Source organism: Winogradskyella sp. Asnod2-B02-A (assembly GCF_045063645.1).
Taxonomy (GTDB): Bacteria; Bacteroidota; Bacteroidia; order Flavobacteriales; family Flavobacteriaceae; genus Winogradskyella.
Genome location: NZ_JBEFOG010000025.1, coordinates 19,440 through 44,836, shown reverse-complemented (window position 1 = coordinate 44,836; position 25,397 = coordinate 19,440). Strand labels below are relative to the sequence as shown.

Below are 25,397 nucleotides of genomic sequence, written 5' to 3'. Positions count from 1 at the left end.
TTTTTATTTTTCTCGTTGATAATATTCATGGTTATTTCTTTGGTGTATTCAAATAAGAAAAAGAAAAAAACACGGGAATTTTTAAAATCTTTGGAATCTGATTATTCTAATCGCATTAAAATTACAGGACGAGTTACGTTTTCAAAAATTCGTATCTTAATCGATGTAGATTTAAACATAATCTATTCAGAAAATGACCTATTGATTTATGGATTTGATTATTACAGTGACAGAAAATCATATTTTATATTTCACACTAACAAATACCTAAATAAAAGAAAACAAAACCATATTCAACATTATTTAATAACAAATATAGACATCGTAAAAAATGAAAAGATTGTTATTACAACAGAAGCTAATTATGAACTAATACTACTATTTAAAAGTTACGGTAAAGAAAAAAAGCAACTGAAAGAAGAAACGTTTTTACAATTGATTTATAAATTGGATAACGAATTATAAAGATTGCCACGTCTTTCGTCCTCGTATTGGCACCCTAATTTTATTTAAAACTAAGATTGATACAGCACACTAAAGTTTATAAGATCCCACACTTCAACGGAATAAGCTCAATTAACATAATTGAAAAGACCAAAAAGACTGTTAAATTTTAAGTTTCAATTAATTATACTGAACTTTAAAAATATCGATTAAGAAATCTGGTGGTACTATTTTATTAGGAAAACTATCCATTAAATCGAGAACCCTGTTAATAGATTCATGACTTAAACCCATACGTAAACCAAAGTTGTGAATCTTCACCAATTGTTTAGGTGCTACTTTATGATCTAAATTCATAAGTAAAATTAACCTATGGAATTGAACAATGCGTTCGCTATGTGATTTTAAATGCACATAAGTTACGGGATGCTCAAAAAGATATTGAAAATCTTCTTTAGAAATATCTAATTGCTTTGCAATACTAAATAAGAAATTATATTCAATTGATCTTATATTTTCATCTGTTTGAGCAAATGCTATCATTTCAGAAAGTAAGCTCAATTTTTCAGCACGATTTATCATGTTTGAGAGGGGATTGTTTATTACTGTAAAGTTACAGAGGTAGTTTATTTTATTGTCGTTGATATAATGTATCTTGTCGAAAAATTAAATGTACTTAGTCGATTTTTTTAAACTTTTGTCAACACATAACACACACTAGAGTATGAACTTTAAGTACTTATACCTACTCATTTCATCATTTTTTTTAAATGCAATAAACGCACAAAGTACTGCTTCTACACAGGTTACAAAATTTACGATCGCTTCTGTAGAATTAGATACATCGAAAACTATTTGGGTATATTTACCTAAAGATTACGAAAATTCTACAAAATCTTATTCTGTCATTTATATGCATGATGCACAAAATTTATTTGATGCAGAAACATCCTATGTTGGCGAATGGGAAGTTGATGAGTATTTAGATACTTTATCTGATAATGAAAGTATAATTATTGGCATAGAGCATGGAAACGAAAAACGTATTGATGAGCTTACTCCATATAAACACATTAAATATGGTGGAGGAAAAGGAGATACATATCTTACATTTATAATAAACACGTTAAAGCCACATGTAGACAAAACATATAGAACTAAAACAAACGCAGAACACACTACTATTTTTGGAGCTTCATTAGGTGGTTTATTATCATTTTATGCCGTTATCAAGTTTCCTGAAACTTTTGGAAAAGCTGGAGTGTTCTCACCTTCTTTTTGGATTAATCCTGAAATATTTAATTTAGTAAAAGCTACTAGCATACCAGAAACATCAAAATTTTACTTTTTAGCAGGTACAGACGAAGGGGAAACTATGATTCCGAAATTAGACGAAATGCTAAAATTATTAAAATCTAAAGGTGTTCTCCAAACACAATTTGAAAGTCAGAATATCGAAGGTGGTCAGCACAATGAAAAACTTTGGGCTACACATTTTGGGCAAGCTTACCAATGGTTAAACAAATAATTTTACTATCATTAAAGTAGAAACAAATAATAACACTATAATTAAAACATAAAATGACAAACAACGACATATTCAAAAAACTTAGAGTCGCTCATAAACTTAGAGATGATGATATTGTAAAAATATTAGAATTAGTAGATTTCAGAATTTCTAAAAGTGAACTCAATGCTATGTTTAGAAATGAAGATCATCCTAAGTATATGGAATGTGGTGATCAAATTCTTAGAAATTTCTTGAATGGATTAATTATCCATTTACGAGGGCCAATGCCTAAAAAAGGAGAAAAGAAACCCCATACACCCAAATAAAAAAAGAGCAACATTATAAAAATGTTGCTCTTTTTTTTATCAATATATTAAACCTGTCAGGTTTTAAAAACCTGACAGAAAATAATGTTTATCCTAAAACTTGTTGCACCTTATCAGCTGCTTCTTGGAATTCAGTTGCACTCATTACATCTAAACCAGAATTATCAATCAATTCCTTAGCAATGTCTGCATTCGTTCCTTGTAAACGTACAATGATTGGCACTGCAATGTTACCCATGTTTTTATATGCGTCAATTACTCCTTGAGCAACTCTGTCACAACGAACAATACCACCAAAAATGTTAATTAAGATCGCTTTTACAGCTGGATCTTTTAAAATAATTTTAAAAGCCGCTTCTACTCTAGCCGCATCAGCAGTACCACCAACATCTAAAAAGTTAGCTGGCTCACCACCTGCTTGCTTAATTAAATCCATAGTAGCCATTGCTAAACCTGCACCATTAACCATACAACCAACGTTTCCGTCTAAGTCAACATAGTTTAAACCTAAAGCACCTGCTTCAACTTCAATCTGGTTTTCTTCACGTAAATCACGTAATTCAGCCAAATCTCTATGTCTGTATAAAGCGTTATCATCTAAAGTTACTTTAGCATCAACAGCCATTATTTTACTATCACTTGTTTTTAAAACAGGATTAATTTCAAATAAAGAAGCATCAGACTTATCGTAAGCGGTATATAAAGCCGTAACAAATTTTGTCATTTCTTTAAAAGCAGTACCAGACAACCCTAAGTTAAAGGCTATACGACGTGCTTGAAAAGGTAAAATCCCAGTAGAAGGATCAATCTCTTCGTTATGTATTAATTCTGGTGTTTCTTCAGCAACCGTTTCAATGTCCATTCCACCTTCTGTAGAATATACAATCATATTTTTACCTGTAGCACGATTTAATAACACAGACATGTAATATTCATTTGGCTCAAATTCACCTGGATAATAAACATCTTCAGCAACTAAAACTTGATGAACACGCTTACCTTCTGCAGAAGTTTGAGGTGTTACCAAATCCATACCTATGATTTGTCCTGCAATTTCTTCAACTTCTTTAAGGTTTTTAGCCAACTTAACGCCTCCACCTTTTCCACGTCCACCTGCATGAACTTGTGCTTTTATAACATGCCAACCAGTTGCTGTTTCGGCTGTTAATTGCTTTGCTGCATCTACAGCTTCTTTAGCACTATGAGCTACAATTCCGCGTTGGATTCGTACTCCAAAACTGCTTAATAATTCTTTTCCTTGATATTCGTGTAAATTCATTTTTAATCAGAAATTTATTGGTCGAACAAAAATAAGCATACTAATAGTTTCTACCAATTGTTTTTATTACTGTTTTGTGTATTGCTATAATTCAATTTAAGATTTATACATTAGTCAATCAAACGCTTAATGGCTGAAAAAGCTTTATCTACCAAATGATCTTCAACTACAATTGTGAATTCATTTGTGGTAGAAACCACTTCATATAAAGTAATATTTTCCCAAGCTAAACGCTTAAATATCTGATAGTATAAACCCACTATTTTAGAATTACCCTTAGGTAAATAAATACTAATAGCAGACAATTTTTCTTGCAATCCTATTTGTGTTTCATTCTCAAAAGCTTTGAGGACACTCTCTTTTTCAGATGTTGAAATAATAATATTGCTTTCAAACATGCCACGCGTAAAAGCATAGAATATTTGATGGTTTTCACTGATTTTTTCCAAAATTTGAGAATGACTATGTATTAAGGTTTTTGAATTTTGAAATGTAAAATCACTTAAATTAGAGCGCACTGTGATATCACCCAATTCGTTAAACGCTTTCCGTACATTTTTAGAATTTTTTAAATTTAATGGTTGTTGATAACGTCTCAAAGCCATCATTATAGCTCCATCTTTTATTGGTTTGTGCAACATAGCAGAGATTGGCGCATTTAAATCTTTGGCTAAAGCCGAAAAATTTATTATTTCTCGAGATAAGCCTTCTTCTAAAAACGGACTAGCAACAATTATTTCTTGCACACAAGAGGCAATAGTTTTCATTTTGTTAATTATTTAACATTTTGTGTAAAAATAACAATATTTTATCATTTTTATGTTTTTAAAAAGGATTACATATACTTTTGTCCAATAACGTTTAAGAAACAAAAAAAATGAAAGAGAATACCTTATTACAAATTGCAAAGGATTTTGGAAGTCCTGTTTATGTTTATGATGCTGAAAAAATAGAGTTTCAATATAAACGATTAACAAAAGCATTTAGTAAGGTAAAACAGCTAAAATTAAATTATGCTGTTAAAGCACTTTCTAATATTTCAGTTTTAAAATTATTTAATAAGTTAGGTTCTGGTATTGATACGGTTTCCATACAAGAATTACGATTGGGTTTAAAAGCAGGTTTTAAACCAGAGGACATTATTTTTACACCAAATGGCGTGTCACTTGAAGAAATTGAAGAAGCAGCAAAATTAGGAGTACAGATAAATATTGATAACCTTTCTATATTAGAACAATTTGGAACTAAACATCCTAAAGTGCCAGTTTGTATAAGGATAAATCCACATGTTATGGCAGGTGGAAACACTAATATTTCAGTGGGTCATATTGATAGTAAATTCGGAATTTCTATTCATCAGATTCCACTTTTACTTCGTATTGTAGAAAATACAAAAATGAATATTAACGGTATTCACATGCATACCGGAAGTGATATTCTTGATATTGATGTGTTTTTATATGCTAGTGAAATTCTATTTGAAACTGCGAAAAATTTCAAAACCCTTGAGTTTATAGATTTCGGATCTGGATTTAAAGTACCTTATAAAAAAGGAGATATTGAAACAAATATTGAAGAATTAGGCGAAAAACTATCGCAACGTTTTAATCAATTTTGTAAAGAATACGGACGAGATTTAACCTTAGCTTTTGAACCTGGAAAATTTTTAGTGAGCGAAGCTGGTGTATTTTTAGCTAAAGTAAACGCGGTAAAACAAACCACCTCAACTGTTTTTGCTCAAATAGATTCTGGTTTTAATCATTTAATAAGACCAATGTTATATGGTTCTCAACATGATATTTTAAATATCTCTAACCCAAAAGGGCGTGAACGTTTTTATTCTGTTGTTGGTTATATCTGTGAGACAGATACATTTGCTAACAACCGTAGAATTTCTGAAATAAACGAAGGTGATATTCTCTGTTTTAAGAATGCTGGTGCTTATTGTTATTCTATGGCTAGCAACTACAACTCGCGTTACAGACCTGCTGAAGTATTACTTTACAAAGGAAAAGCGCAGCTTATTAGAAAACGAGAAACTTTTGATGATATTTTGCATAATCAAGTGGAAATAGCGATTTAAATTAAGTGGTTTTATCTCAATTGGGTTAATTATTTGTGTGATTAGAGTAACTTGAACAAAGGTTTAAAACTACCTTTGATAACATCCTAACACGTAATAATGACACAAATTCCACCAAAAATAATCCGACAAGTATTTGTATTACTGCTTATCTTGCTGATAGGCAGTTTAATTTTTCGTGAAATGCTGCCATACTTGAGTGGCGTTTTGGGAGCTATTACGTTTTATATTCTTCTCAGAAAACTAATGAAACGCTTAGTCAATCAATATCATTGGAAACCGACTATAGCTGCCTTAGTATTAATGCTAGCTTCTTTTGTAGTTGTAATGATTCCTTTAAGTGGTTTTGGTATTATGTTAGGAAATAAAATTTCTGAGACTGCCCAGAATAGCGAAAAAGTTATTGATGCGTTTAAAACCCAAGTCGGTCAATTAAAATTCAAAACTGGCATAGATTTTAACTCCCAAATTGATACGGAATCTATAACAACATGGCTTTCTGAAAGTATTCAAAGTATGGCTGGCAACACCTTTAATTTATTCATAGCTATTGGCTTAATGTACTTTATGCTCTATTTTATGTTAACCAACAGAAAAGAGTTAAGACAAACGTTGTGCCATTACATTCCTATGAATAATGATAACATTAATGAAATAGGTAAAGAAGTACAAAGCATGGTAAAATCTAATGCTATTGGAATTCCGTTAGTAGCTTTAGCACAAGGGATTATTGCATTAATTGGCTTTGTTATTTTTGGTATCGAAGACCCTTTATTTTGGTTTGTGATTGTAACTATTGGCTCCATGATTCCGTTTGTAGGTACGTTAGTGGGCATTATACCTGTTTTTATATTAACGTTATCTACAGGTAATACTTTTGAAGCTTGGGGAATTTTAATTTACGGTTTTGTAGTAGTTGGGTCAACAGATAATATTATCAGGTTATACGTTTTAAGAAAAATTGATAATGTCCATCCTTTAATTACGTTAATTGGTGTTATTGTAGGAGTGCCTCTTTTTGGTTTTATAGGATTAATTTTTGGGCCTTTATTAGTGAGTATCTTTATGGCATTAATAAAAATATATAAAGACGAATATGGTAAGCCAGAAGAAATTCAACGGTAACAAAATTGATTTTTTAATCTTTTGAATAAGTCCTCATTTAAACTGTTTCATAATTTTTAACTATTTTTAGCATTCCCTAAGTCTTTTAAAACGAACTAAAAGACAGATGCCATCAATCAAATCAAACAGAATAGAATCCATTGACGTCCTAAGAGGATTAGTCATGGTTATTATGGCTTTAGACCATGTAAGGGATTATTTTCATATTAACGCATTCACAGGAAACTATCCTGAAAATTTAGAATCTACAAACATCATTTTATTTGGAACACGCTTTATTACGCATTACTGCGCTCCAGTTTTCGTATTTCTTGCTGGAACATCTGCTTCTTTATATGGCCAGAACAAACCTAAAAAACAGCTTTCAAAATTTTTAATAACACGTGGTTTTTGGCTCATCTTCGTAGAGATTTTTATTAATAATTTCCTTTGGTGGTTTGATGTTACTTTTGGTTTTATTAACCTTCAAGTCATATGGGCAATTGGTTTGTGTATGATTGTACTCGGTCTCATTGTTTACCTACCAAAACGAATCATACTTGCTATTGGACTACTAATTGTATTTGGACATAACGCCTTAGATGGCATTATTAAAGAAGGAGATAGTATCTCATCTATACTATGGTATATACTTCATCAAGGTCAGTTTCTTAGTTTTTCAGAAGGACATTACATATCATTTTCTTATCCTATATTACCATGGATTGGCGTTATTCTTTTGGGCTATTGTTTTGGAGATTTTTATAAAAAAGATGCTTCAAAAGCTTTAAGAAAAAAATGGCTATTATGCATTGGGATGTGTGCTATTATATTGTTTTTTATCTTAAGAGGATTTAATTTTTACGCCGATTTAGTACCATGGACCATACAAGACACAAATGAAAAGACAGTAATTTCATTCTTCAATGTCACAAAATATCCACCATCTTTGGCATATATTTTAGTCACTTTAGGACCAGCCTTACTTTTCTTATATTTTATTGAAAAGATAAAAAACTCAGCAACTAATTTTTTACTCGTTTTTGGAAGAGTGCCCTTCTTTTATTATGTGTTACACATCTTTATCATTCATGTAGCTGCAATTATTGGATTGTTACTAACAGGAAAAGATTGGAAACTTATGATTCTTGATAATGAAACAATGAACTCAGGAATTTTACAAGGTTATGGCTATTCTTTATTTACAGTGTACCTTATTTGGATAATTATTGTTTTAGCATTATACCCAATCTGCAAAGCTTACATGCATTACAAAGCTAACAATAAGGACAAATGGTGGCTTAGTTATTTGTAACTTCATAATATCAATCTTATTAATTTAACCAATCACATCTCATGAAATTCCAACTTAAAACGCATCTCCAAACCTCGTATTTCGTTATTTTATTCCTACTTTCAAGCCTAGTTACATTTGCACAAGGCACAAGATTACTTAGACAACCCGATATAAGTGCAACACATATTACTTATACTTATGGTAGTGATATTTGGGTGTCGGCATTAAATTCTAACGAAGCTAAACGCATCACCTCTACTTCCGCTAGTGAATCTAACCCTTACTTTTCTCCTGATGGAAACTGGATTGCATTCAGTTCTAATAGAGCTGGTACAAACAATGTGTATGTCGTTTCTAAAAACGGAGGAGAACCAAAACGCTTAACTTGGCACCCAAGCGGATCTACAGTTAGAGGCTGGACAAATGATGGAAAGCATATATTATTTGCTAGTAACCGAGAAACCGCTCCAAGACCATATAATCGACTTTACACCATTTCTATTGCAGGTGGAGCACCTCAATTATTAACAAAACAATGGAGTAACGATGGATCTTATTCGCCTGACGGAAAACAACTAATTTTAGATAAAATGGATCGTTGGGATGAAGAATGGCGCGCGTATAGAGGAGGACAAAATACACCACTTATAATATTGGATTTAAAAACGCAGAATGAAGTTTTACTGCCAAATGACAAAACAACAGATATTCAACCAATGTGGTTGGGTGAGATTATTTATTTTTTATCAGATCGTGATTTAGTATCTAATATTTGGTCTTACAATCCTAAAACAAAATCCCTTACCCAAATCACAAAATTTAAAGGTTCTGACATTAAATGGTTAAGTGGAAATGGTGACACTTTAGTTTATGAGCGCGATGGTTATTTACATACCATGAACATGTCTAACAGTAAGCATAAACAATTATCAATTAATGTAGTGGGCGATTTTCCTTGGGCAGAAACAAAATGGGAAGATGTTTCCAACTCCACACGTTCAGCTTCATTATCACCAAATGGGAAACGTGCTATTATGCAATCGCGTGGAGATATCTTTACTATTCCAGTAGAATTTGGAGATTCTAGAAATATTACCGAAAGCTCTGGCACAGCAGACAGACGTCCAATTTGGTCACCAAAAGGAGATAAAATAGCTTGGTTCTCTGATGCGAACAGAAAGAATTATGCTTTAATGATTTCAGATCAGGATGGTTTATCAAAAACTGAAGCGATTTCAATTGGAGAGTCTAAATTAGGGTGGAATCCAACATGGTCTCCAGATGGCAAGTACATCGCTTTTGTTGATGATGATGTACGCTTACGTTTATTAAATTTAGACACTAAAAAATTAAAAACTATTGATATAGGAGGTACCAATCTAGAGCGCAATAGTATTGAATTAAAATGGTCACCAGATAGTAAGTGGATTGCATATCAAAAATCAGCGTCCAACAACTTCAGACAAATTTACATTTATTCTATTGAGAATGCTACTACAAAACCTATTACGGATGCCTTTGCTGATTCCTTTTCGCCAGCATGGGATTTAAACAAAAAGCAACTTTACTTTTTAGCGAGTACAGATGTAGCACTTGCCTCTGGTTGGGCGAATACCAGTTCTATGACGGCAAATCCTGCCTACGCAGCTTATGTTATTAATTTAGATGCTAATGATGATTCTCCTTTTAAACCAAAAAGTGACGAAGAAGACATTAAAAAAGAAGCGGAAGAAAAAGATAACGATAAAAAAGAAGATAAAGATTCAAAAGACAAAAAGGAAGATGATAATACCTCAATGCTTATAAATTTTGAAAACATTGGACGCAGAACACTCGCATTGCCAATACCATCAAGAAATTATGGTAATATTATCTCAGGACCTAAAGGAACTATATTTATAACAGAATATATTCCGAATGACAGAGGTGCAACGCTCCATAAATTTAATCTTGAAAAACAAGAAAGTAAAGAATTTGCCTCTGGAGTACGCTCGGTTTCTGTAACCACAAACGGTGAGCATATGTTAGCTCAAATTAATGGCGATTGGCAAGTCATCAGTACAGGAGGAAATGATGCCAAAGGAGGTAAACGTCTAAAAGTAAATCTTAAAATGAAATTAGATCGTTCTGCGGAATGGGAACAAATGTTTGAAGAAGCTTGGCGTTATGAACGTGATTATTTTTACGATTCAAATATGCATGGTCGCGATTGGAATGTCGTTTACAAACGTTATGCTCCATTAGTGCCATTTATAAAACATCGTGCTGATTTATATTATATTTTAGATCAGGTTAATGGTGAATTATCTGTTGGTCATAGTTTTGTTTTTGGTGGTGATTACCCAGATATTGAACGTTCTACAACGGGTTTACTTGGTGCTGACTTAATTACCGACAAAGGTTACTGGAAAATTGATCGCATTTTCACAACAGAAAACTGGAACCCAGGATTAACTGGTCCATTAGATGCTCCTGGACTAAACATTAAAGAAGGTCACTATATCGTTGGAATAAATGGCCATGAAATTAAATCTAATGCTAATTTTTATGAATATTTAGATGGTACTTCTGGTAAACAAACTATACTTCATTTAAACGATAAACCTCAATTTAAAGGTCATTGGACAGAAATTGTAGAACCAATTTATAATGAAAACTCTTTAAGACAACGTACTTGGGTGGAAGACAACCGTAGATTGGTAGATAAATTATCAAACGGTCGTTTAGGCTATATTTGGGTGCCAAATACAGGAGGTCCTGGCTTTGTTTCTTTCAACAGATATTATTTTGCTCAGCAAGATAAAGAAGGAGCTGTAATTGATGAACGGTTTAATGGAGGCGGTTTATTAGATGATTACATGGTAGATTTAATGACACGTAGCCTTAGAGCAGGATTAACCAATGAAGTACCAAATGGAAAACCTTTAACATTGCCTGCAGGTATTTTAGGCCCAAAAGTATTATTGATAAATGAACTAGCAGGTTCTGGTGGAGATTTTTTCCCTTGGGTATTTAGACAACAAAATGTTGGTAAATTAATTGGAATGACTACTTGGGGAGGCTTAGTAAAATCATCAACCCATTATGCACTTATTGATGGTGGAGGTTTAACAGCACCAGATAATGCTGTTTTTGATCCCATAAATAATAAATGGATTGCAGAGAATGCAGGAGTTGCTCCAGATATTAAAGTGAGACAAGATGCAAAAGCATTGTCTAATGGAAAAGATCCACAACTTGAAAAAGCCATTGAAGAATTAATGAAACAATTGGGTCTTAAAAAAGAAGTTAAAGCACCTAATTTTCTAAAACCAGCTAAAGGCAACTAAATAAAACGATGACAGGTTTAGATATTGTAATAGTATTTGCCGTAATCCTTTTCGCAAGATTAGGAGTACGGCTTGTATCTAAATATCTTAAAATGAAAAAAGAGGATGAAGAAGATAAAAAATGATATTTAAGTCATCTTTCATGTAAAACATTGTGCTTCTCATTATGAGTTAATCACTCACTTTTCCTGAAAAATGATTCACTTTGGGATTTATAGGATTACCTGTTATCCTTCTATAAATTACAAGTTGGCCGCAATGCCAAATTGCATCAGCAATTGGTCCATTTACCTGATTCCAAAAGGGGATTTCGCGTTTACCAAAAATAATTTTGAATTGCGAAATATCTTCGCTCTCTCGTAAAATATCTGCCGCTATTTTTAAATTCTGTAAGGTTTTAGATCGTAATTCAGAATAACTTAAATCTTCTTTTTCTCTAGAGTCGGATTGTTTAAGAGTAGAGTTTACAATTGTTTTTGATAAGCTATAAATATGCTCAATCGTTTCAAATGACGTTCTGCCTTCATCAGTTGCTTTATAAGCCAAATCCTTCTCTATTAAATTATCTGAAGCCCAATAAAACCGAAAACCTAATGCATCAATCATTCTTGCTGCAACTGTACCTGCCGTATAATTATCAGAGTCATCTGGAATTTCACGATAAGGTAAAGAAGTCTCATCTTGAGAAAAACCTGAAATACTACATATAGACAATAGAATTAAGCTAAACTTATTCATGCTATTTAATCCTTAATTTTTTTACTACTAGAAATCGGATTTACACCATACTTATCAAACAAATAAACTAATGCTGTCATAGTAGCAGCACCTAATTCTAGCTCGCGCTTATTAACATGCTCAAAAGTATCATTTGCTGCATGATGGTGATCAAAATAACGTTGCGAATCTGGTCGCAAACCAGCTAGTACATTAGTATCTGACTTTAATGGACCAACGTCTGCTCCACTTCCTCCTAATTCAAAATAATGAATTAAATACGGTTTAAATAAATCTTTCCAACCTAATACTTGTTCGAAATTTGTAGCATTAGCAGCAAATGAAAATCCTCTAGGTGTAAAACCACCAGCATCACTTTCTAATGCAAAAATGTGATTTTCATTTTTTGATTTAGCCACTTCGGCATATTTTGTTGCACCACGTAAACCATTTTCTTCATTCATAAACAATACAACTCTGATACTACGTTTTGGTTTAATTCCGCTCTTTTTTAATAATCTTAAAACATCCATTGATTGTACAACTCCTGCTCCATCATCATGCGCACCATCACCTAAATCCCAAGAATCTAAATGGCCACCTACTATAATATATTCGTTAGGAAATTTTTGTCCTGTAATTTCACCAATAACATTATAAGACTGTACATCTTCAAATTGCTTACAGTTTTGTTTAAAGTAAAACGTTAGTTCTTTATTTTGTTTTAAAGCTTCGCTCAAAACCTCAGCACCATTAGTGCTAATAGCAGCAGAAGGTATCCGCTGATTAATTGGTAAATCACCATAACTCATGCTGCCAGTATGAGGATAATCGTCTTGTCTCAAATTCATAGAACGTACAATAACACCCACAGCTCCATACTTACCTGCTTCCATAGCACCTGCATATCGTTGATTTACACAACCACCATAAGCACTAAACGTAGTAATTAAATCGGCTTGCATAGGACGATTATAAAACACAATTTTACCTTCAATTTTTTCTTTTCCTAAAGCGGCTAATTCTTCAAAATCCTGAACCTCTACAACCTCAGCAGAAACTCCATCTTTAGCAGTAGCCACAGAACCACCTAAAGCACAAATATTAACTTCTTTAACAAAGCCTGCAATTTCAAAAAATGCTTTTTCTTTTTCTCCTCTTTCCCATTTAGGCACCATAACTGGCTGTAACCAAACTTTATCTAAACCTAATTTTTCTAATTCGGCTTTGGTATATTGAACTGCCAATTCTGCATTTTTTGAACCAGATAATCTACCACCAATTTCATTAGATAAATGATCTAACCACTCATAACTTTGTCCATTAGTTAAGGATGTCTTATACACTTCTTTTAAAACAGACTCGTCATTCTGAGCAAAATTAAATGCTGTAAAACAACATAAAATGATTGTAAATATTCTAGTCTTCATTTTCTAATTCGGCTTTATATAAATCTATATTTTCTTTTTGGTGCGCTGGTAATTCTGGCTCCTTAATATCTGTATACATTTTTAAAGTATCATACAAGATTTTTGCCACAATGTATCTCGCTGTTGGTTTATCGTCTGCAGGAATATTATACCAAGGTGCATGTGGTTTAGAAGTTCTGTTTAAGGCATCTTCATAATAAGTTTGATATTCATCCCAACATTTTCGCTCGTCTAAATCATCTGGTGAAAATTTCCAGTTTTTTTCTGGTTTATCTAGTCTCCTTAACAATCTATCTTTCTGTTCATCTTTAGAGATATTTAAAAAGAACTTAAAAACAATAGTACCATTATCAGCAATATGTTTTTCAAAATTATTGATCTCATTAATACGTTTGTCCCAAAAGGCTTCATTAACATCATCTAAACTATTAATATGTGGCATGTTCTCATACATTAGATATTCAGGATGCACTCTAGTAACAAGGACATTCTCATAATGTGTTCTGTTAAATATGCCAAATTTTCCCCTAGCTGGTAGCGCAATAACATGTCTCCATAAATAATCGTGCTTTAATTCTAAATCCGTAGGTTTTTTAAAACTGTGAGCCACAATTCCTCTCACATTAAATTCTTTAAAAACTTCACGAATCAAACTATCTTTTCCTGCAGTATCCATACCTTGAATACACATTAAAACAGCATATTTACCATGAGCATACATGGTATTTTGAATGTCTGCTAAATTTTCACTTACAGTTCTTAGTTCACGTTCAATTTTCTTTTTATTAAGTCCTAAATCAAGCGATGTTGGTAAATCCTTGATATTGATTTTTGAAGAAATTTTAAAATCCTTTATAGTAATATCTTTCATAATTATAAATTTTATTTAGAAGCAAAAGCTTTTACATCACTCTCACTAACTTCTTTTTCTCCTAGAATAATTAAACGTTCAACAACATTTCTCAACTCACGAATATTACCTGTCCAATCATAATTTTGAAGTAATTTAATCGCTTTATCTGAGAATGATTTTTTAGCATTTCCTTGTTCACCAGAAATCTTCTCTGCAAAATAATTGATTAATAACGGTATATCTTCACGTCGCTCATTAAGCGCTGGCACTTCTATTAAAATAACAGCCAATCTGTGATATAAATCTTCTCTAAAATTGCCTTCTTCAATTTCTTTTTTAAGATTTTTATTTGTTGCTGCTACAACTCTAACATTTACTTTAATATCTTTATCACTACCAACCCGTTGAATTCTACTCTCTTGTAAGGCGCGCAATACTTTGGCTTGCGCAGACAAACTCATATCCCCTATTTCATCTAAAAATATAGTGCCTCCATTTGCTGCTTCAAACTTACCTGCTCTATCTTTTGCTGCAGAAGTAAATGCTCCTTTAACGTGACCAAATAATTCACTTTCAATTAATTCTGATGGAATTGCAGCACAATTCACCTCAATCATTGGTCCTTTTGAACGTTCGCTTTTTTGATGTAACCAATGTGCAACAAGTTCTTTACCTGTTCCATTTGGACCTGTAATTAAAACACGAGCATCAGTTGGTGCTACTTTATCAATCATATCCTTAATACGAGCAATACCATCACTCTTGCCAATCATTTCGTAGTTTTTACTTACTTTTTTCTTCAGCATTTTGTTTTCTACAACCAACTCTTTTCGGTCTAAAGCAATACGCACCGTATTTAGCAAGCGATTTAAATCTGGTGGCTTAGAAATATAATCAAAAGCACCTAAGCGCATGGTGTTTACTGCAGTATCCAAATCACCATGGCCAGAAATCATAACCATTGGAGTTTCTGGTTTAATCTTTTTTACAGCTTCTAAAACTTCAACACCATCCATCTTTGGCATTTTAATATCGCAAAGCACTAAATCGTAATCTTCTTTTTTAATTTTTTCAATTCCGACTAAACCATCCTCTGCTTCTTCAACTTGATATGTGTTATTTTCCTCTGAAAGTATTTTAACTAATACACGTCTAATTGCAGCTTCATCTTCTATTATTAATATTTTTGGCATAATTATATTTTTAATTTTATTCCACTTCTAAAGTAGAACGTGTTTAAATCATTTAATTTATATACATTATCTCTATTTTCGTCTCTCAAATGATTACTTAATATAAAGGTGTAACCAATATAAGAATAAGCAATTAAATGCTTTGTAAAACAATATTCGTAACCAACACCTCCAACCGCAACGGAAAGAGAAATATTATCTACCTGTTCTTGATTTACAACTAGTGGTTTTTGAATATTTGCAAAATAACCATCTAAACCAGCAAAAACTTGAATTATATTTTTCTCATTAAATATATGTTTAATACTAGATTTTGGCACACCAATATTATAAGACCAACTGTTATTAATCTGTCTGTAATAACTAATAAAAGGCAGAGGAAAAGGTACACCAGCAGTAGAATTATAAGTTAAACCTAATACCAAACGATACGGTTTATCTAAATCTTTATCTTTAGATCTGTCCTTAATTGCAAAAATACCTCCATTGATAAAGACATCTTGCATACTCAAATTATCAGTTAAAGTAGAGGCTATTCTTGGAGTTATTTTTGCTCCTAATCTCCAATGTTCACTTGTCTTAAAAGTATAACCTAAACTAAAATCAATAACATGTAATCTCTTTAATTGATTGGTATCAAAAGGGTATTCATCTTCTAGATTAAGTAAAATTCTATTATATTCTCCACCAATAATCAAATAATCATCGCTTTTAATTTTGATAGGATAATTTAAAACAGCTCTTAATCTTCTATAATGATCTTCAGAATTATTATTAGGAATATAAGAATATTCTATACGTGCTAAATCAGTAAGTTGAGCTTTAACAGTTTGCAAAAGGCATACAGATAAAACAATAAGAATTACATAACATTTTGAACAACCTTGTTTCATAAAACAATATACTATTTTATAATATGAATATCGCGTTGCGGAAACGGAATTGACACATTGTTTTCTCTAAAAAGGCGATCAATTTCAAACCTAATTTCACTTTTAGGAAACTGTGCTTTAAAACTATCAGACAATGTAAATACCAATTTAAAATCTAATGAACTATCTCCAAAATTGGTAAAAACAACAGCTGGTTCTGGTTCTGAAAGTACTCTATCATTAGTACTCGCTGCTTGTAATAATAACTTTTTCACCAACTGGACATCACTTCCGTAAGCAACACCAACTTCTACACTTTCTCGCGTTGTAGTTCCATTTTGTGTCCAATTGTACAAACTATTTTCTAAATATAAATGATTAGGAATTACTAACACTTTATTATCAATAGTTACTGCTCTTGTAGTTCTTAATTTAATTTCTTCTACTCTACCAACTTTACCATCAATTTCAATAATATCGCCAACATGTACGGATTGATCAATAAGTATAAAAACTCCAGAAATAATATCTTGAAATAAGGTTTGCAATGCTAAACCAATACCAATTAAAAGTGCTGCAGAAGCCGCAAAAACAGCTGTAACATTAACTCCAACACTATGTAATGTTATTAAAAGAATTATGAGATAAATAAGCCATCTAAAATAACCATAAACAACACTAAATTTACCTTTATCATCGTCAGGTAAATTTCTAGTTATTATTTTTAAAACAATTCTTAATACAATTGTAGTAAGAAATATAGCCGTAATGACTATTAAAATATCAAGAATTGAAATGCTAATATCATTACCAATTTCCATGTGTAAGCCTAGGAAATCTCGAGTTTTTTCCCAAGCACCACTTTCAGTAATTTTATCCTCTATTTCATCAAAATTCTGAACCATTGATTAATATTTCAACCATTTAAATAGTTCTTTATATGTTGGTTTTTTACCATACATTAAAATACCAACTCTATATATTTTGGCTGCAAACCAAACCGCAAAAACAAATGTGCCAATAAGTAATAACAAAGATAAGCCTTGTTGCCAAAGCGGTACACCAAAAGGAATACGCATTAACATTACTACGGGTGACGTAAATGGTATAAATGAAAACACAGTAGAGACTGTGCCGTGAGGATCTTCAATAACAGTAAAAAAGCCAACATAAACGGCCAACATTAAGGGCATAAGTATAGGCAACATAAATTGTTGTGTATCCGTTTCATTATCTACTGCAGCACCAATTGCAGCATAAAGTGAACTGTACAATAGATAACCACCAATAAAAAAGAATAAAAAAGCAATGATAAGATTAGTCATTGGTAAATTCTGAAAAGCAATAAAGAATTCACCTATTCTCTGCTCCATTCCAGAATCTTGAAGTGTTTGCATTGCTACCTCTTGTTGCTGTGTTTGCATAGCCAAAAGGTCTATATTAAATACAAAACCTAACACTAACATAAAAACTCCTCCCAAAATAGACCAAATAACAAACTGAGTTACTCCTGCTAAAGATGTACCAATAATTTTACCCATCATTAGTTGTATTGGTTTTACAGATGAAATAATAACCTCTATAATTCGGCTTGTTTTTTCTTCAATTACACTACGCATAATCATATTACCATAAATGATTATAAACATAAACAGTAGGTAACCAGCAGCACCACCAAAAATAAGTTTTACAACATTATCTGCTTTAGAACTCTTTTGTCCGTCATAACTTTCTTGTGCAATTTCAATATTGGTTTTAGACGCTTCTATTTGTGCTAATGTAACTCCATCTTTTTGAAGCTTTTCCTCTTTTAAGCGTTTTTCAATTTTTTGCTCTAAACCAGAAATAACACTTAATGAAGGTGATTCTTCTGAATAAAATTTGATCTTATTAGTTGCATCACCTAAAACATCTACACTAGAAATATGCAATAAACCATAATCTTTTTTTTCCTTTACTAAAGCTATGGCATTCTCTAAACTTAAACCCGTTAAATCGGTATAAGTGGTGTTTTCAGAATTTTGAAATACATCTTCTAAATAGCCCGTTTCATCTAATATTGAAATGGTACGTTCTTTATCATTATTTAATTGAGACAAATAGCCAACAACAGCTGCAAGAGCAATCATTATTAAAGGACTTAAAAACGTCATTACAATGAATGATTTGTTTTTAACCTTAGTAAGATACTCACGTTTTATAATTAAGGGTAAATGATTCATTTTTAGTTGTTTTTTACAGTTTGAATAAAAATATCACTAGCTGAAGGGATCACTTCTACAAAATGATGCACCTCTGCTTTTGATGTTAAAAATGAAAGTAAATCATTTGGTGATGCATTCTCTCCCAACTTAATATTCATCTTAATATCATCATGTAGATTTCTAAAAGTAGCAGGAAGCACTTCAAATTTATCTTGAATTTCGGCAAATACTTTGTCTTTATTAGGAGATTCTAAACCAACTTCAAATGTATTGGTTTTAAATTGACGTTTTATATCGTTTAGTTTTCCGTCTAAAACTTTATTAGATTTATGAATCAATGCAATATGATCACACAACTCTTCAACCGATTCCATTCGGTGTGTTGAAAAAATTACGGTAGCTCCTTCGTCTCTTAGCTGTAAAATTTCATCTTTAATTAAATTGGCATTAATAGGATCGAAACCAGAAAAAGGTTCATCAAAAATCAATAATTTAGGTCGATGCAAAACAGTTACAACGAATTGAATTTTTTGAGCTTGACCTTTACTTAATTCTTGAATTTTTTTGTTCCACCAATCTCCTATCTCAAGTTTATCGAACCAATATTTTAATCTTTCTTTCGCCTCTGTTTTAGTTAAACCTTTTAATTGAGCCAAATACAAACACTGCTCTCCTACTTTCATAGATTTATACAACCCTCGTTCTTCTGGCAAATAACCAATATCTCTAACATGTTCTGGTTTTAAAGGTTGGCCATCTAAAAAAACAGCACCTTGATCTGGCATTGTTATTTGGTTAATAATACGGATCAAAGTAGTTTTTCCTGCTCCATTAGGACCAAGCAAGCCGAAGATGCTACCTTTAGGTACAGCAATAGACACTTGATTTAGCGCTTGAAATTTTCCGAAGTTTTTAGACACGGAATTAGCAACTAATAAGTCATTCATATTTAACTAAATTTTGAGGGTTTGGTTATTACGTAAAGATATTAAATGTTATAGATTATGAATAAAAATGGTCTAATAATTCTACAAATTTTAATTCTTTTTTTTAAACCGGTTTAAAATGCAGTTATAAAACTAAGATTTAATGCCTAATTCTTTTTACGAGTTGAAATGCTTTTATAAAAAGTTGAAAAATCTGTTAAGACAGGAAGTAATTATAGATAATAATGCAATCAAGGATTTAAAAATCTGATTTTACATAAAAAACAAAACCCACCCTTATGGTTAGACAAGGATGGGAAAAAATTGCTATGAAAAAGAAAAATTATCGCTAATTTACACTAGCGATAATTCAAATATACTAAATTTTATTAAATAGATCTCGTTTATGAAAACATATCTTTTACCTTTTCAAAAAAAGATTTATCCGTACTTTCTGGCTTAGGTACAAAATGTTCATCTTCTTTCATACTTTCGAAAAAAGCTTTTTGCTTTTTATTTAAAGTCTTTGGCGTCCATACATTTACATGAACTAAAAGATCACCTTTACCATAACCATTAATACTTGGTATGCCTTTGCCACGTAACCTTAAAATTTTACCTGACTGAACACCTGGTTCTATTTTTATTCTAACTTTTCCGGTTACTGTATCAATTTCTTTTGAATTACCTAAAACAGCATCTGGTAAACTTACATACATGTCATAATGCAAATTATCACCTTCTCGTTTCAATGTTGGATGATCCTCTTCTTGTATTGCTACTAATAAATCTCCAGCAATACCGTTTCCTGGTGCATCATTACCTTTACCTGTAACTTTTAACTGCATACCATCTACAACACCTGCAGGAATTTTAACCGTTACGGTTTCTTCTGAAACTTTTAAACCGTGATCATCTGCATCAGAAGGTTTTTTATCAATAATCTGACCAGCTCCACCACAAGTAGGACAAGCTGCAGAAGTCTGCATACGTCCCAAAATAGTATTAGTAACACGTGTTACTTGACCTGCACCATTACATGTAGTACACGTTTTATATGTAGTACCTGGAGCTTGTATTTTTCGTTTTACTTTAATCTTCTTTTCTACACCATTAGCAATATCTTCTAGCGATAAGGTAACACGAATACGCAAATTACTTCCTTTAACTACACGTTGTCTTCCGCCTCCACCAAAGCCACTAAATCCGCCTCCACCTCCAAAGCCTCCTCCGAAGATATCACCAAATTGACTGAAGATGTCATCCATATTCATGCCGCCTCCTCCGAAGCCGCCACCACCTCCGCCACCATTGAAGGCTTGGTGCCCAAATTGGTCGTAACGTGCTTTTTTATCTGCATTACTTAAGACTTCGTAGGCTTCTGCAGCTTTTTTAAATTTATCTTCAGCACTACTATCATCGGGATTTTTATCTGGATGATACTTTAATGCCATTTTACGATATGCCTTTTTTATTTCGGCTTCAGATGCTCCTTTACTAATTCCTAATATGTCGTAATAATCTTCTTTCATCAACTAATTTATTCAGCGTCTTTACTTTTGTAAAAACTCATTTTTCAATATTATTGTCCAATAACTACTTTTGGAAAACGAATCACTTTATCTCCTAATTTATAACCACGTTCTACAACATCAATTATTTTTCCTTTAAGATCACTACTTGGCGCAGGTATTTGCGTAATAGCTTCGTGATTATCTGCGTCAAACGTATCACCTTGCCTTACTTCTATTTTAGTTAAACCTTTTTGTTCTAAAGTGTTCACTAACTTATTATAGATTAACAAAACGCCTTTTCTTAATTCTTCAGCTTCTTTATCGTCTTCAATGTGTGTTAAAGCACGTTCAAAGTCATCTAAAACAGGCAGCATAGACACCATAACATCTTGGCTTGCTGTTTTAAATAATTCTATACGCTCTTTTGTTGTTCGTTTTTTATAATTTTCGAACTCAGCAAACAAACGCATAAATTTATCCTTCTCACTGACCAATTGATCTTGTAATTGTTCTTCTGGAGTTTTAGTTTCCTTTTGCTCTTCTACTACTGCTTCTGCTGCTGTAGAAGTTTGATCCTCAAATTGCGAATCTTCTACTTTACTATTTTTATCTTTTTTACTCATTTTTAGAGTTCTTTTTTAGCTTTCAATTAGAATTGGCAAAAGTACTGCCATTATTATAAAAATGTCAAAATGTCATTAACATTTTTTTATCAAACTTTTATCTTCTATTACTTACCTTTACAACTTTAAACTAAAACAAACATTTACTGACATGAAGACATCATTTTTAAAAATTTTTACTGTTGTTGCATTAATAGCATTTACAGGTTGTAAAGACAAAGCTAAAGAAGCTGAAACAACAAGCACAGAAGAAGCTGCTGTGGCTGAAATAACTGCAATTGGGTACGCAGTAAACTCAGATAAATCCATGATTGAATGGAAAGGTTTTAAACCAACAGGCAGTCATAACGGTACAATTTCTATAAAAGAAGGAAAATTAGAGCTTAACGACGGAGTTGTTGAAAGTGGTAATTTCACTATTGACATGAATAGTATTGTTGTTGCTGATATACCTGTTGAAGAAGAAGGCAATGCAAAATTAACAGGTCACCTTAAAAATGCTGACTTTTTTAATGTTGAAGCATTTCCAACTGCTTCTTTTGAGGTTACAGGTATAGAAACAGTAGATGGCAAAACTATGTTATCTGGAAACTTAACGATTAAAGAAAAAACCAACAACATCAGTTTCCCTGTAAAAACAGAGGTTAATGACAATATGGTAATCTTAAAAAGTGAAACCTTTTCGATTGACCGTTCTAAATGGAATGTTGAATATGGTTCTAAATCATTTTTTGATAATTTAGGAGATAAATTTATCAATGACGATATGGAAATGAAAGTGACTGTAACTGCAGAAAAAATTTAAATAAAAATTTAAGTTTATAAAAAAAGCAGTCAAATTATGACTGCTTTTTTTGTGCTCAGTTTTTATGTTTTAAACTTGAATATTAAAAAAGTAATACTTACATAAATATAAACTTTATAGCAGCAATCATGCCTATAAAACCTATAAAAGCAATAAGCACCCAAATAGTACCTTTATAATATTTTTTGTGCAGATTAAGATCTTTACGATATTGATAGCCAACAATTATTACAAAGGCAATAAAAAATAATATTCCAAAAATCAATTGACCAGTACTAAACATCTTCTTATTTTTATGCAAAAATAAGGATTAAACCAACAACTATGCAAGACAAAATTAATGCAGTAAAAGCATTCCATACTGCTTTTAAAATTGGATATCGCGAAACTCCAAAAGCCGACTTAGGAATTGAAAAAAATATGCTACGTTATAAACTTATGCGAGAAGAAAACGAAGAATATTTAGAAGCAGCAAATAATAATGACTTAGTTGAAGTTGCAGATGCTTTAGGAGACATGCTTTACATTTTATGTGGCACCATTATAGAACATGGTATGCAACATAAGATTAAAGAAGTTTTCGAAGAAATACAACGTAGCAACATGAGCAAATTAGGTGCAGATGGTGAACCTATATATAGAGAAGATGGAAAGGTTTTAAAAGGACCTAATTATTTTAAACCACATATTAAATCCATTTTAGAATCATAAAAAAAGCAGCCAATAGGCTGCTTTTTCTTTATATTTTTTTTTTCAGGAACTGATTATTTAACTTCACGCCTCCAACCATGAACATCATCAGACACATTATACTGAATATTTAATAAAGTTTGTTTAAATAACTTAGCGTAAGAATCTTCAGCACCAGTTATTTCAAATAATTCTTCATTATGCTGAAAAGCTGATATCTCGCTAATTACAGCAGCAGTACCTGCTCCAAAAACTTCTTTTAAACTTCCGTCTCTTGCAGCCTCTTTAATTTCTTCAACCTTTACTTGTCTAACTTCACAAGTGATTCCGAGATCCTCAGCCAATTGAATGATACTTTTTCTTGTGATACCATCTAAAATTCGATCGCTTACAGGAGCAGTAATGAGCTTATCGTTTACTCTAAAAAAGACATTCATTGTACCAGCTTCTTCTAAAAACGTATGTGTATCAGCATCTGTCCATATAATTTGTTGAAAACCTTCCTTTTGAGCTAAACTCGTAGGATAAAATTGAGCTGCATAATTACCTGCTGCTTTCGCTGCACCTACACCTCCATTTGCTGATCTACTAAATTGTTCAGCAACTAATACACGTACTGGAGAATTGTAATAAGATTGAGCTGGTGAACAAATAATCATAAAACGATATGTATTTGATGGAGAAGCAGAAATGGCTGGCTCTGTTGCAATAACAAAAGGACGTATATATAACGAATTTCCAATACCTGGCTTAACCCAATCATTATCTAACTTTAATAAAGTTTCTAAACCTTCAAAAAAATAATTTTCAGGAAAAGCTGGCATCGCTAATCGTTGCGCAGATTTATTAATTCTATCAAAATTTTGCTTTGGCCTAAAAAGAAACACTTTTCCGTCATCATCCTTATAAGCTTTCATACCTTCAAAAACGGCTTGACCATAATGAAAAACTCGAGCCGAAGGGTCATAACTCATAGCTTGGTATGGTATAACTTTTGGATTTTGCCACTTTCCATCTTCATAATCACAGACAAACATATGGTCCGTAAATTCGCGACCAAAAGTTAAATTACTAAAATCAACATTTTCGATTTTAGATGTTTTAGATTTTTCAACACTAATTTTATCTGTATGAATAGCCATAATTATTAAGATTTAATAACAAAAGTACATAATCGATACCGTTAAAAAAAAACAATATTCCCTTAAATTTTGTAATTTCGCAATTCAGTAATAATTCATCAAAAATAATCTAATAATGAAAAAAATGATTCTTCTAGTAGCTATATGTTTCGCTACTCTATCTTGTAAAAACGAAACAAAAACTACTGAAAACCAAGCAGAAGAAGCGCAAAAGGAAATTGCCTACGCATCTTTTGGTAAAGAGATTAATGACAAAGATGCTTTGTACCCAAAAGGGATGATAGAGCACTATAAAGAGTTAAAAGCAGGCGATACTATAAATACCAAAATGCGCGGTAAAATAAAAGAAGTATGCTCTAAAAAAGGCTGTTGGATGACAATTGATATTGATGGAAAAGACCAGATAATGGTGAAATTTAAAGACTACGGTTTTTTTATGCCATTAAATGCTGAAGGTGAAGTTATAATGAACGGAAAAGCTTATGTTTCTGAAACTTCTGTTGAGGAATTAAGACACTATGCAGAAGATGCTGGTAAGTCTGAAGAAGAAATTGCTGCAATTACAGATCCTAAATTTGAATATGGTTTTGAAGCTGATGGAGTTTTACTTAAACAATAAGATTTTAGGCATTGTTATTTTTTTATTTTTAACGCTATTTAGCTGTAAAAACAAAGATAAAGCAATAGAAGAACCAGCAAAAAAGATAGTTGAATACGACATGTATCAACCCTCTGAAATGGCTGGATTTATGAATGCCATGTATGCATACAACCAGCAGTTAAAAGCACAAATTGTTGCAGGTGAAAAGCCAACAAGGCTACCTTTAGATTTATTAAAATTACATTCAGCAAAAATGACTGATGGTAAATCTAGAACTGAAAACTGGCAAAGTTTTGTAAATGTTTTTATTGAATCTCAAAATACTATTGTAGATACACTCTCTAATGTAGAATTAAAAGAGCGTTTTAATGCCTCTATTAATAATTGTTTGGGTTGCCATAAAACAGAATGTACAGGACCAATACCTAAGATAAAAAAACTACTGATTCAATAAT

General features: G+C 32.0%; 26 protein-coding genes. 11 read left to right on the top strand and 15 right to left on the bottom strand.

Going from position 1 to position 25,397, the window contains the following annotated elements; all coding sequences use genetic code 11:
- The first annotated feature begins 90 nt into the window (after window positions 1–90).
- Window positions 91–465, top strand: coding sequence for a hypothetical protein (locus tag ACJJVO_RS01150; protein WP_405569425.1), 375 nt, complete (start codon window positions 91–93; stop codon window positions 463–465).
- Between the two features lie 159 nt (window positions 466–624).
- On the opposite strand, the gene ACJJVO_RS01145 is transcribed toward ACJJVO_RS01150, so the two are convergent.
- On the bottom strand, window positions 625–1,026 hold the full coding sequence (locus ACJJVO_RS01145) for a TerB family tellurite resistance protein (protein WP_405569423.1): 402 nt from the start codon (window positions 1,024–1,026) through the stop codon (window positions 625–627).
- A 142-nt stretch (window positions 1,027–1,168) separates the two neighbouring features.
- Between ACJJVO_RS01145 and ACJJVO_RS01140 the strand changes: the two genes are divergently transcribed.
- Both ACJJVO_RS01140 and ACJJVO_RS01135 read left to right on the top strand, forming a co-directional pair.
- On the top strand, window positions 1,169–1,972 hold the full coding sequence (locus ACJJVO_RS01140; RefSeq protein WP_405569421.1) for an alpha/beta hydrolase: 804 nt from the start codon (window positions 1,169–1,171) through the stop codon (window positions 1,970–1,972).
- Window positions 1,973–2,025: 53 nt separating this feature from the next.
- Window positions 2,026–2,280, top strand: coding sequence for a DUF1456 family protein (locus ACJJVO_RS01135; protein ID WP_405569419.1), 255 nt, complete (start codon window positions 2,026–2,028; stop codon window positions 2,278–2,280).
- Window positions 2,281–2,368: 88 nt separating this feature from the next.
- Here the strand turns inward: ACJJVO_RS01135 and sucC are convergent, their stop codons facing one another.
- Together sucC and ACJJVO_RS01125 are read right to left on the bottom strand one after the other, a co-directional pair.
- A complete protein-coding gene (gene sucC / locus ACJJVO_RS01130) occupies window positions 2,369–3,559 on the bottom strand; it encodes an ADP-forming succinate--CoA ligase subunit beta (RefSeq protein WP_405569417.1) in 1,191 nt (396 codons plus the stop codon).
- 110 nt (window positions 3,560–3,669) lie between these two features.
- Window positions 3,670–4,326 carry a hypothetical protein gene (locus tag ACJJVO_RS01125; RefSeq protein WP_405569415.1) on the bottom strand — a complete coding sequence of 219 codons (657 nt, stop codon included), beginning with the start codon at window positions 4,324–4,326 and terminating at the stop codon, window positions 3,670–3,672.
- Window positions 4,327–4,436: 110 nt separating this feature from the next.
- Between ACJJVO_RS01125 and lysA the strand changes: the two genes are divergently transcribed.
- The 4 genes from lysA (at window position 4,437) to ACJJVO_RS01105 (ending at window position 11,372) form a co-directional block, all read left to right on the top strand.
- Complete coding sequence (gene lysA, locus ACJJVO_RS01120; RefSeq protein ID WP_405569413.1) at window positions 4,437–5,642, top strand: diaminopimelate decarboxylase; 1,206 nt, start codon at window positions 4,437–4,439, stop codon at window positions 5,640–5,642.
- Window positions 5,643–5,741: 99 nt separating this feature from the next.
- A complete protein-coding gene (locus ACJJVO_RS01115; RefSeq protein WP_405569410.1) occupies window positions 5,742–6,767 on the top strand; it encodes an AI-2E family transporter in 1,026 nt (341 codons plus the stop codon).
- Window positions 6,768–6,873: 106 nt separating this feature from the next.
- Window positions 6,874–8,061 (top strand): DUF1624 domain-containing protein, encoded by a 1,188-nt coding sequence (locus ACJJVO_RS01110; RefSeq protein ID WP_405569407.1) that lies wholly within the window; start codon window positions 6,874–6,876, stop codon window positions 8,059–8,061.
- A gap of 41 nt (window positions 8,062–8,102) precedes the next feature.
- Window positions 8,103–11,372: a PDZ domain-containing protein gene (locus tag ACJJVO_RS01105; protein WP_405569404.1), complete on the top strand. Its 3,270-nt coding sequence runs from the start codon at window positions 8,103–8,105 to the stop codon at window positions 11,370–11,372.
- 171 nt (window positions 11,373–11,543) lie between these two features.
- Here the strand turns inward: ACJJVO_RS01105 and ACJJVO_RS01100 are convergent, their stop codons facing one another.
- The 10 genes from ACJJVO_RS01100 to ACJJVO_RS01055 all read right to left on the bottom strand — a co-directional run bounded on the left by ACJJVO_RS01100 (window position 11,544) and on the right by ACJJVO_RS01055 (window position 21,704).
- Window positions 11,544–12,110: a hypothetical protein gene (locus ACJJVO_RS01100; protein ID WP_405569401.1), complete on the bottom strand. Its 567-nt coding sequence runs from the start codon at window positions 12,108–12,110 to the stop codon at window positions 11,544–11,546.
- 5 nt (window positions 12,111–12,115) lie between these two features.
- A complete protein-coding gene (locus ACJJVO_RS01095; protein ID WP_405569398.1) occupies window positions 12,116–13,519 on the bottom strand; it encodes a M20/M25/M40 family metallo-hydrolase in 1,404 nt (467 codons plus the stop codon).
- A complete protein-coding gene (locus tag ACJJVO_RS01090) occupies window positions 13,509–14,390 on the bottom strand; it encodes a PPK2 family polyphosphate kinase (RefSeq protein WP_405569395.1) in 882 nt (293 codons plus the stop codon). Before ACJJVO_RS01090 ends, ACJJVO_RS01095 begins: the two co-directional genes overlap by 11 nt.
- A gap of 11 nt (window positions 14,391–14,401) precedes the next feature.
- Complete coding sequence (locus ACJJVO_RS01085) at window positions 14,402–15,565, bottom strand: sigma-54-dependent transcriptional regulator (RefSeq protein WP_405569393.1); 1,164 nt, start codon at window positions 15,563–15,565, stop codon at window positions 14,402–14,404.
- A gap of 2 nt (window positions 15,566–15,567) precedes the next feature.
- On the bottom strand, window positions 15,568–16,458 hold the full coding sequence (locus ACJJVO_RS01080; protein WP_405569390.1) for a DUF6268 family outer membrane beta-barrel protein: 891 nt from the start codon (window positions 16,456–16,458) through the stop codon (window positions 15,568–15,570).
- Window positions 16,459–16,469: 11 nt separating this feature from the next.
- Window positions 16,470–17,342, bottom strand: a complete 873-nt coding sequence (locus ACJJVO_RS01075; protein ID WP_405569388.1) for a mechanosensitive ion channel family protein — start codon at window positions 17,340–17,342, stop codon at window positions 16,470–16,472.
- A 3-nt stretch (window positions 17,343–17,345) separates the two neighbouring features.
- Window positions 17,346–18,659: an ABC transporter permease gene (locus ACJJVO_RS01070; RefSeq protein WP_405569385.1), complete on the bottom strand. Its 1,314-nt coding sequence runs from the start codon at window positions 18,657–18,659 to the stop codon at window positions 17,346–17,348.
- 2 nt (window positions 18,660–18,661) lie between these two features.
- Window positions 18,662–19,588, bottom strand: a complete 927-nt coding sequence (locus tag ACJJVO_RS01065) for an ABC transporter ATP-binding protein (RefSeq protein WP_405569382.1) — start codon at window positions 19,586–19,588, stop codon at window positions 18,662–18,664.
- Between the two features lie 383 nt (window positions 19,589–19,971).
- Entirely contained in the window at window positions 19,972–21,099 is a 1,128-nt protein-coding gene (gene dnaJ, locus ACJJVO_RS01060; RefSeq protein WP_405569380.1) for a molecular chaperone DnaJ, read from the bottom strand.
- 50 nt (window positions 21,100–21,149) lie between these two features.
- Entirely contained in the window at window positions 21,150–21,704 is a 555-nt protein-coding gene (locus tag ACJJVO_RS01055) for a nucleotide exchange factor GrpE (protein WP_405569377.1), read from the bottom strand.
- Window positions 21,705–21,855: 151 nt separating this feature from the next.
- On the opposite strand from ACJJVO_RS01055, the gene ACJJVO_RS01050 reads away from it, so the two are divergent.
- Complete coding sequence (locus ACJJVO_RS01050; RefSeq protein WP_405569374.1) at window positions 21,856–22,509, top strand: YceI family protein; 654 nt, start codon at window positions 21,856–21,858, stop codon at window positions 22,507–22,509.
- A 97-nt stretch (window positions 22,510–22,606) separates the two neighbouring features.
- Here the strand turns inward: ACJJVO_RS01050 and ACJJVO_RS01045 are convergent, their stop codons facing one another.
- Entirely contained in the window at window positions 22,607–22,792 is a 186-nt protein-coding gene (locus ACJJVO_RS01045; protein WP_405569371.1) for a hypothetical protein, read from the bottom strand.
- Between the two features lie 41 nt (window positions 22,793–22,833).
- On the opposite strand from ACJJVO_RS01045, the gene ACJJVO_RS01040 reads away from it, so the two are divergent.
- The gene (locus tag ACJJVO_RS01040; RefSeq protein WP_405569369.1) at window positions 22,834–23,220 is read left to right on the top strand and encodes a hypothetical protein; all 387 of its coding nucleotides are present in this window, start codon (window positions 22,834–22,836) and stop codon (window positions 23,218–23,220) included.
- A 53-nt stretch (window positions 23,221–23,273) separates the two neighbouring features.
- Here the strand turns inward: ACJJVO_RS01040 and ACJJVO_RS01035 are convergent, their stop codons facing one another.
- Window positions 23,274–24,341 (bottom strand): branched-chain amino acid aminotransferase, encoded by a 1,068-nt coding sequence (locus ACJJVO_RS01035; RefSeq protein ID WP_405569366.1) that lies wholly within the window; start codon window positions 24,339–24,341, stop codon window positions 23,274–23,276.
- A 115-nt stretch (window positions 24,342–24,456) separates the two neighbouring features.
- Between ACJJVO_RS01035 and ACJJVO_RS01030 the strand changes: the two genes are divergently transcribed.
- Window positions 24,457–24,960: a DUF4920 domain-containing protein gene (locus ACJJVO_RS01030; RefSeq protein ID WP_405569363.1), complete on the top strand. Its 504-nt coding sequence runs from the start codon at window positions 24,457–24,459 to the stop codon at window positions 24,958–24,960.
- Window positions 24,938–25,396: a hypothetical protein gene (locus ACJJVO_RS01025; protein ID WP_405569360.1), complete on the top strand. Its 459-nt coding sequence runs from the start codon at window positions 24,938–24,940 to the stop codon at window positions 25,394–25,396. The genes ACJJVO_RS01030 and ACJJVO_RS01025 overlap by 23 nt, the downstream gene beginning before the upstream one ends.
- The last annotated feature ends 1 nt before the right edge of the window (window position 25,397 follow it).

Bases quoted from the DNA above. Each gene is read 5' to 3' on its own strand.
- ACJJVO_RS01145 (WP_405569423.1), bottom strand. From the start codon at position 1,026: ATGATAAATCGTGCTGAAAAATTGAGCTTACTTTCTGAAATGATAGCA.
- ACJJVO_RS01140 (WP_405569421.1), top strand. From the start codon at position 1,169: ATGAACTTTAAGTACTTATACCTACTCATTTCATCATTTTTTTTAAAT.
- ACJJVO_RS01135 (WP_405569419.1), top strand. From the start codon at position 2,026: ATGACAAACAACGACATATTCAAAAAACTTAGAGTCGCTCATAAACTT.
- sucC (WP_405569417.1), bottom strand. From the start codon at position 3,559: ATGAATTTACACGAATATCAAGGAAAAGAATTATTAAGCAGTTTTGGA.
- ACJJVO_RS01125 (WP_405569415.1), bottom strand. From the start codon at position 4,326: ATGAAAACTATTGCCTCTTGTGTGCAAGAAATAATTGTTGCTAGTCCG.
- lysA (WP_405569413.1), top strand. From the start codon at position 4,437: ATGAAAGAGAATACCTTATTACAAATTGCAAAGGATTTTGGAAGTCCT.
- ACJJVO_RS01115 (WP_405569410.1), top strand. From the start codon at position 5,742: ATGACACAAATTCCACCAAAAATAATCCGACAAGTATTTGTATTACTG.
- ACJJVO_RS01110 (WP_405569407.1), top strand. From the start codon at position 6,874: ATGCCATCAATCAAATCAAACAGAATAGAATCCATTGACGTCCTAAGA.
- ACJJVO_RS01105 (WP_405569404.1), top strand. From the start codon at position 8,103: ATGAAATTCCAACTTAAAACGCATCTCCAAACCTCGTATTTCGTTATT.
- ACJJVO_RS01100 (WP_405569401.1), bottom strand. From the start codon at position 12,110: ATGAATAAGTTTAGCTTAATTCTATTGTCTATATGTAGTATTTCAGGT.
- ACJJVO_RS01095 (WP_405569398.1), bottom strand. From the start codon at position 13,519: ATGAAGACTAGAATATTTACAATCATTTTATGTTGTTTTACAGCATTT.
- ACJJVO_RS01090 (WP_405569395.1), bottom strand. From the start codon at position 14,390: ATGAAAGATATTACTATAAAGGATTTTAAAATTTCTTCAAAAATCAAT.
- ACJJVO_RS01085 (WP_405569393.1), bottom strand. From the start codon at position 15,565: ATGCCAAAAATATTAATAATAGAAGATGAAGCTGCAATTAGACGTGTA.
- ACJJVO_RS01080 (WP_405569390.1), bottom strand. From the start codon at position 16,458: ATGAAACAAGGTTGTTCAAAATGTTATGTAATTCTTATTGTTTTATCT.
- ACJJVO_RS01075 (WP_405569388.1), bottom strand. From the start codon at position 17,342: ATGGTTCAGAATTTTGATGAAATAGAGGATAAAATTACTGAAAGTGGT.
- ACJJVO_RS01070 (WP_405569385.1), bottom strand. From the start codon at position 18,659: ATGAATCATTTACCCTTAATTATAAAACGTGAGTATCTTACTAAGGTT.
- ACJJVO_RS01065 (WP_405569382.1), bottom strand. From the start codon at position 19,588: ATGAATGACTTATTAGTTGCTAATTCCGTGTCTAAAAACTTCGGAAAA.
- dnaJ (WP_405569380.1), bottom strand. From the start codon at position 21,099: ATGAAAGAAGATTATTACGACATATTAGGAATTAGTAAAGGAGCATCT.
- ACJJVO_RS01055 (WP_405569377.1), bottom strand. From the start codon at position 21,704: ATGAGTAAAAAAGATAAAAATAGTAAAGTAGAAGATTCGCAATTTGAG.
- ACJJVO_RS01050 (WP_405569374.1), top strand. From the start codon at position 21,856: ATGAAGACATCATTTTTAAAAATTTTTACTGTTGTTGCATTAATAGCA.
- ACJJVO_RS01045 (WP_405569371.1), bottom strand. From the start codon at position 22,792: ATGTTTAGTACTGGTCAATTGATTTTTGGAATATTATTTTTTATTGCC.
- ACJJVO_RS01040 (WP_405569369.1), top strand. From the start codon at position 22,834: ATGCAAGACAAAATTAATGCAGTAAAAGCATTCCATACTGCTTTTAAA.
- ACJJVO_RS01035 (WP_405569366.1), bottom strand. From the start codon at position 24,341: ATGGCTATTCATACAGATAAAATTAGTGTTGAAAAATCTAAAACATCT.
- ACJJVO_RS01030 (WP_405569363.1), top strand. From the start codon at position 24,457: ATGAAAAAAATGATTCTTCTAGTAGCTATATGTTTCGCTACTCTATCT.
- ACJJVO_RS01025 (WP_405569360.1), top strand. From the start codon at position 24,938: ATGGAGTTTTACTTAAACAATAAGATTTTAGGCATTGTTATTTTTTTA.